The 5,229-nt window shown below is 40.3% G+C and carries 6 protein-coding genes; 3 read left to right on the top strand and 3 right to left on the bottom strand.

The window, feature by feature from the left end:
• From VF500_RS29285 to VF500_RS29275, 3 genes are all read left to right on the top strand, one after another.
• A partial coding sequence (locus VF500_RS29285; protein ID WP_330863050.1) for a SusD/RagB family nutrient-binding outer membrane lipoprotein occupies positions 1–1,279 on the top strand: 1,279 nt, incomplete at its 5' end.
• 17 nt (positions 1,280–1,296) lie between these two features.
• Complete coding sequence (locus VF500_RS29280) at positions 1,297–2,199, top strand: DUF1735 domain-containing protein (RefSeq protein WP_330863049.1); 903 nt, start codon at positions 1,297–1,299, stop codon at positions 2,197–2,199.
• 200 nt (positions 2,200–2,399) lie between these two features.
• Positions 2,400–3,365 carry a hypothetical protein gene (locus VF500_RS29275; protein ID WP_330863048.1) on the top strand — a complete coding sequence of 322 codons (966 nt, stop codon included), beginning with the start codon at positions 2,400–2,402 and terminating at the stop codon, positions 3,363–3,365.
• A 53-nt stretch (positions 3,366–3,418) separates the two neighbouring features.
• Here VF500_RS29275 and VF500_RS29270 read toward each other — a convergent pair whose 3' ends face one another.
• The 3 genes from VF500_RS29270 to VF500_RS29260 all read right to left on the bottom strand — a co-directional run.
• Complete coding sequence (locus tag VF500_RS29270; RefSeq protein ID WP_330863047.1) at positions 3,419–4,306, bottom strand: hypothetical protein; 888 nt, start codon at positions 4,304–4,306, stop codon at positions 3,419–3,421.
• Between the two features lie 130 nt (positions 4,307–4,436).
• Positions 4,437–4,844 (bottom strand): DoxX family protein, encoded by a 408-nt coding sequence (locus tag VF500_RS29265; protein WP_330863046.1) that lies wholly within the window; start codon positions 4,842–4,844, stop codon positions 4,437–4,439.
• Positions 4,845–5,031: 187 nt separating this feature from the next.
• Positions 5,032–5,229: hypothetical protein (locus VF500_RS29260; RefSeq protein WP_330863045.1), on the bottom strand; the 198-nt coding region annotated here is incomplete at its 5' end.

Below are 5,229 nucleotides of genomic sequence, written 5' to 3'. Positions count from 1 at the left end.
CGGTTACTTAAATTATTTGAGCCGCAGTACAACCTACCAGGTTTTTGCAAACTTTGATCAGTACCAGTTTACTACCAATGATTTTGATATATGGTCGCCTACATACCTTAATCTTTCTAACTATAAAGCGTTGATAGATGCCAATGTAAGTGCTAACTATACCGCTATAGCCAAGATCATGACTGTGTATGATTTTCAGATAGTTGTTGACAGTTACAACAATGTACCGTATACCGATGCTTTGCAAGGCACTAAAAACCTTAACCCTAAATATGATAAGGGTGCGGCTATTTATGCCGATTTACCAAAGCAATTGGATGCAGCTATTGCATTAATAGCCGGAGGAGGAGCAGCAGCAAACCCTGGAAACGGCGATATCATGTTTAAAGGTGATATGACCAAATGGACCAAATTTGCCAATAGCCTTAAATTAAGGATTGCCTTACGTTTGGCAAACGTTGACCCTGCCGCTGGTAAAACATTAGCAACAGGCCTTACTGCCGATAAAATGCTTGGCGCAACTGTGGCGGCTTCGGTAAACCCGGGCTACACTAATTCTGATGCTAATAGTGGACAGCAAAGCCCGCTTTGGCAAAACTGGGGCACCACCCAGGCTGGTGCCGGTACATTGGGTAATCAACAATACCAGGCAAATACCGATTTCATTAACTTTTTAACTACTAATAATGACCCTCGCCTTACCAGGGTATACGCGCCTAATGGCGACGGTAATGTTATTGGCAGTTATTTTGGTGGTACATCTACCGTGCCTGCAAATAAAACACCAAGTAAATTTGGCCCGGGCGTATTAAAGGCTGCTACAATGGATGCCTACATCATGTCATCGGCCGAGGTTTTGTTTGAGCAGGCTGAAGCTGCTGCAAGAGGGTATACTACAGGTGATGCACAGGCATTATATAATGCAGCTATTACTGCTTCATTTACAGACGAAGGCCTTACTGCCGCGCAGGCAACAACCTATTATTCGCAGGCTGCTATTGCCTACCCAACAGGCGGTTCGTTAGAGGACAAGATAAAAGCTATCATCACCCAAAAGTGGGCAGCCTTAAACCCTTATGGTGTATTTGAAGCTTATAATGATCTTCGCCGTACAGGTTATCCAACCGGTTTGCGATTGTCAACATATCCTGGCGTTAACGCTACCTCACAGGTAACACGTATTTTTTACCCGGTTGTTGAATATAAAACCAATGCTACAAATGTAGGCGCTGAAGGTACTATTGATATATTCAAGTCGAAAATATTTTGGGCAAAATAATTTTAAACTAAAAGAAAATGAAAAAATTAAATTATATAAAAACGATTTTGCTTGGCCTGGCGGTAACAGCTTCTTTAAGCTCTTGCTTGAAAGACAAGACATATATCGACTTTTCGCAGGGAGGCGTGTCTGCAGAACTTCCACTAAGCGGTTTGAATAGTTTCAGTGCTGATGCAATTACAGTTGACACGGCTATTGTATCATTTGGTGTAAATATAGCCTCATCTAAAACGCCTACAACTGATTCAAAAATTACGGTAGATGTAATACCTGCTAAGATTGCAGAATATTTAAAAAGTAACCCTGCGGTGCAATATGAATTAATGCCGACCACAGCTTATACATTCAAAACAACTGTTGTAGATATACCAGCTGGTCAAAGACTGAAAATATTAACTTTTACAGTGTATAAAAATAAACTGGATCCATCAAAAAGTTATATGCTTCCAATTGGTATTACCAGTGCGCCTGGATTAACTATTTCGGCAAATAATGCATTGCATTATTATCACGTAATTGGTAATGATTTTGCAGGGGTTTATAAATGGGATTATACACGTTATAATGCCAGTGCACCACTTGCTACTCCATCGGGAGGTTCATTTACAAACGGCACAGTTACTATATCTCCTGTATCACCAACGCAGTTTGAAGTAGTTACAGGTTATAACACGAAAGAAGTAAAGTATGAAGTAACATTTAAAAGAAATGTTGATGGAACAGGAAAAGTTACTTATTCAGACTTTGCCGTATCGATGGATCCAGCAACTGTAAAATCTGTATGGACAGCAGGGGGAGTAACACAGACGCAACCACCTAAGATTGTAAGTATAGATCCGGTTGCTAAGACATTTATATTCCAATACATAGCGAATAATGGAACTGCTGATCGTTACATAATTGACAAGTATTATAAATAAGCTTTCAGTTAATTTATGACATATAAGGGCATCTAATTTAGGTGCCCTTTTTTATTGGAAAATAGGCTAATCGACTACGTTCATTATAGCTTGTAACTCATGATTTTACTGTAAAAAAACTAGTACATATTACTTTTTAATAAACTGTTTACTTATAATTTATATTTTAGTTCTATATTATAAGCTTTGATCGTGTATTTATGAAAAAAATATTTTTGTGCCTGATACCTATCTTGGTTAGCACTGTTACTTTAGCCCAAACTATTACAGTTAGCGGCACAGTAAATAACCAGCAGGGCAAACCCGTTCAGTTTGTTTTTATCCGCGATGCTTTCCACAGCTATGCTACCTATACCGACCAAATGGGGAACTTTTCATTAAAGGCCAACCCTGCGTCAAAATTGGTTGCGTCGGCGATTAATTTAAAGGATACAACTGTTGCTATTAATAACCAAACCAATATCAAAATAGTGATGACAGCCGGCCTTTCAGAAGGGGCTGGTAAAGCATTGAGCAGCCGTACCGGAAGCGATTTTTTTAAGATGGAATCGGAAGTGCCTACCAATATCTCGGGTTCGTTATATATGATCTCCGGGCATGATGAGCTGCATGGCAGCCGGTTTCTTTCAAAATCATGGATGCATGGCTTTGCATTAAGCGTTAATGATTCGCTGATCCAGAGTAATGATTACTTCTTCAATTTTGATAAGGATGGCGGCGACCTGCTGTTTACCCGCGACCAGCGTAAGGTTTTCCAGGCCGATAAAGCTGAAGTAAAAGCCTGTACAATTATCGACGACAGTGATCAGGCCTATTCATTTGAAACAGTGCAGGCTATTGACCCAAACCGCTTTGTTTTAGTGCTTGCAAAAGGCGATAAATACAAGATCTATAATAAGCTGACATCAAAATTTGTTAAAGCCAGCTTTACCACCAACGGCATGACTTCATCGGGTAACAACTACGATGAGTATGTTGATGAAAACCACTATTTTGTACTAAACGTTAAAACCAACCAACTACAGCCCCTTGAGCTAAAAAGTAAATCGATTAAAACAGTATTTGCCGCCGAAGCCGATAAGATCAAAGCCTTTAATAAGGAGCATGGTGATGACGAAATCAATGAGGGGTATTTGAAGGATTTGGGGGATTATTTGAATAAGTAATTTGATAAAAACAAAAAGGGCCGCAATTAACGGCCCTTTGTTGTTAATGTGCCTTAGCTAAAGTCAGTTGTACGTGTGGTTATAGTGAATTTGCTTCCATTCGCTCTTGTAATAGTTACAGTTACATCATTGGTTCCTTGACTAATTGTGGTTTTGGTGTAAGTGCCACTTGCCGGTTTAGATCCAACTCCCGGTTCTCCTTGTGTTGCTATAATACCATTATTACCAAATAGATTATAATATATTGTTGGGTCATTTGGATCGTATATCGAACCAATATATAATTGTACAGGAACTGGTGAGCTTGATATTTGGGGTGCTGGATAATCAATAGTAGCTACGGCCCAGTGTGAACCTGTAGTTACCCTGATTAGTTTAGCAGGAGTGGCTACAACGCCGCCCCCGGTTGAGTAATTATCCTCGATATAGTTGCCTATAAATGGGATGCTGGCACCTGTTGAAACGAAAAGATCGAATGCGAAATTGAAATTATCAATATCCGCTTGAAATGCGCTTGCGTTAAAGTAGCCCAGCTGCCCTTTTACAATGACAAATGCATCACCCTCCTGTATTGATTTAGATGATGTTCCATAGGTTCCAATTGGGCTAACAAACGAATTTGTGCCAAAATCGGTAGTAACACCGGCACCGGCGGTAGGTACGCCATTTTGCAGGTTTGGATACATAACTGTATTCCATGATGGGGAACCTGTAACAATTACCTTTACACCATTGAAAATGGTTGTGTAGGTATCAAAGTTTTCCCCGGCTTTACGGGCTTGCAGTACAAGGTCCGCATAGTAATTCTGCGGGTCGAGAGAATTTGTTTTCACCTTGTCAGGTGTCGGGTTTGAAGTTGCCGCTGGTTTAAAAGAATCCTTCCGGCATGAGCTAAAACCTGCCATTAACAGCAGTATGCTCCATAATAATTGTTTTTTCATATTGATTTGTGATATATTTTTATAAATATATGATATCAATATGTTTCGTGGCAATAGGTGTTTTAACGGTATTTAATAAATATTTAATTGATAGTATTAAAATAGTTGCCTTAGTGTTAAATTAATGTAATTATTTTTTATCAATACTATATTTCCCCGGCCCTATAAATATTAAACCGGCAAACATAATAGCATCTTCAATAGCGTGAGCGGCGCCGCCCAGTCCGTCGCCTGAGCCCAGATGCATTAAAGCGGCTACTATAAGGTTAATTAATAACAGGATACAAACGGGCCTGAACGCCAGGCCTATGATGAGCAGGAAGCCGCCAAAACATTCGGTCACTGCTGCCAGCAGGCCCCAAATCATTGGCCAAAAATGTATGCCAACATATTTCATTGATGTACCAAGCTCTTTCCAGCTCGCGGTGCCGCCCATCAATTTGGGGTATCCATGATAAATGAACATCATGCCAAGCCCGATACGGATGATCAGAAGTCCAAAGTTTTTGTAATTGCCTAAATTTCCTAAAAGTGCCATTCGCGGATATTTTATTGATTTGAGGGGCTCAAGGTAATAAAAATGTTGGAGGAGATTGGGATAGATTTGAGGGCGTTTTTGAATTAGAGGGACTTTGTAATTGATCAATGTAATTAAGAAATTGAAAGCAGATGTCATGAGTGTTTAAATCCGGCGAACGCTGAAGGTAATGACAAAAAAGGGCTGGTCAGCCTGAGCCTGTCGAAGATTCGTGCGTAAAGGCCTGCCCACCATGCTTCGACAAGCTACCCATGACATGATAAATAAAGAATGTTCCCGTCAGCAGGTAAGCTTCGGCTGAAAACGGGCTGAACAATGGTGTCCTCGAGCGCAGGATGGGGCATAGCAAGTTTTTGCAGAAGCATTGGGAAAGCGCGAGCACAGC

This window comes from Mucilaginibacter sp. (assembly GCF_036383575.1).
Classification (GTDB): domain Bacteria; phylum Bacteroidota; class Bacteroidia; order Sphingobacteriales; family Sphingobacteriaceae; genus Mucilaginibacter.
The sequence above is the reverse complement of the archived record's forward strand: the minus strand, read 5'-3'. Positions and strand labels throughout refer to the sequence as shown.

Coding starts and splice junctions, on each gene's coding strand:
- VF500_RS29280 (WP_330863049.1), top strand. CDS start 1,297: ATGAAAAAATTAAATTATATAAAAACGATTTTGCTTGGCCTGGCGGTA.
- VF500_RS29275 (WP_330863048.1), top strand. CDS start 2,400: ATGAAAAAAATATTTTTGTGCCTGATACCTATCTTGGTTAGCACTGTT.
- VF500_RS29270 (WP_330863047.1), bottom strand. CDS start 4,306: ATGAAAAAACAATTATTATGGAGCATACTGCTGTTAATGGCAGGTTTT.
- VF500_RS29265 (WP_330863046.1), bottom strand. CDS start 4,844: ATGGCACTTTTAGGAAATTTAGGCAATTACAAAAACTTTGGACTTCTG.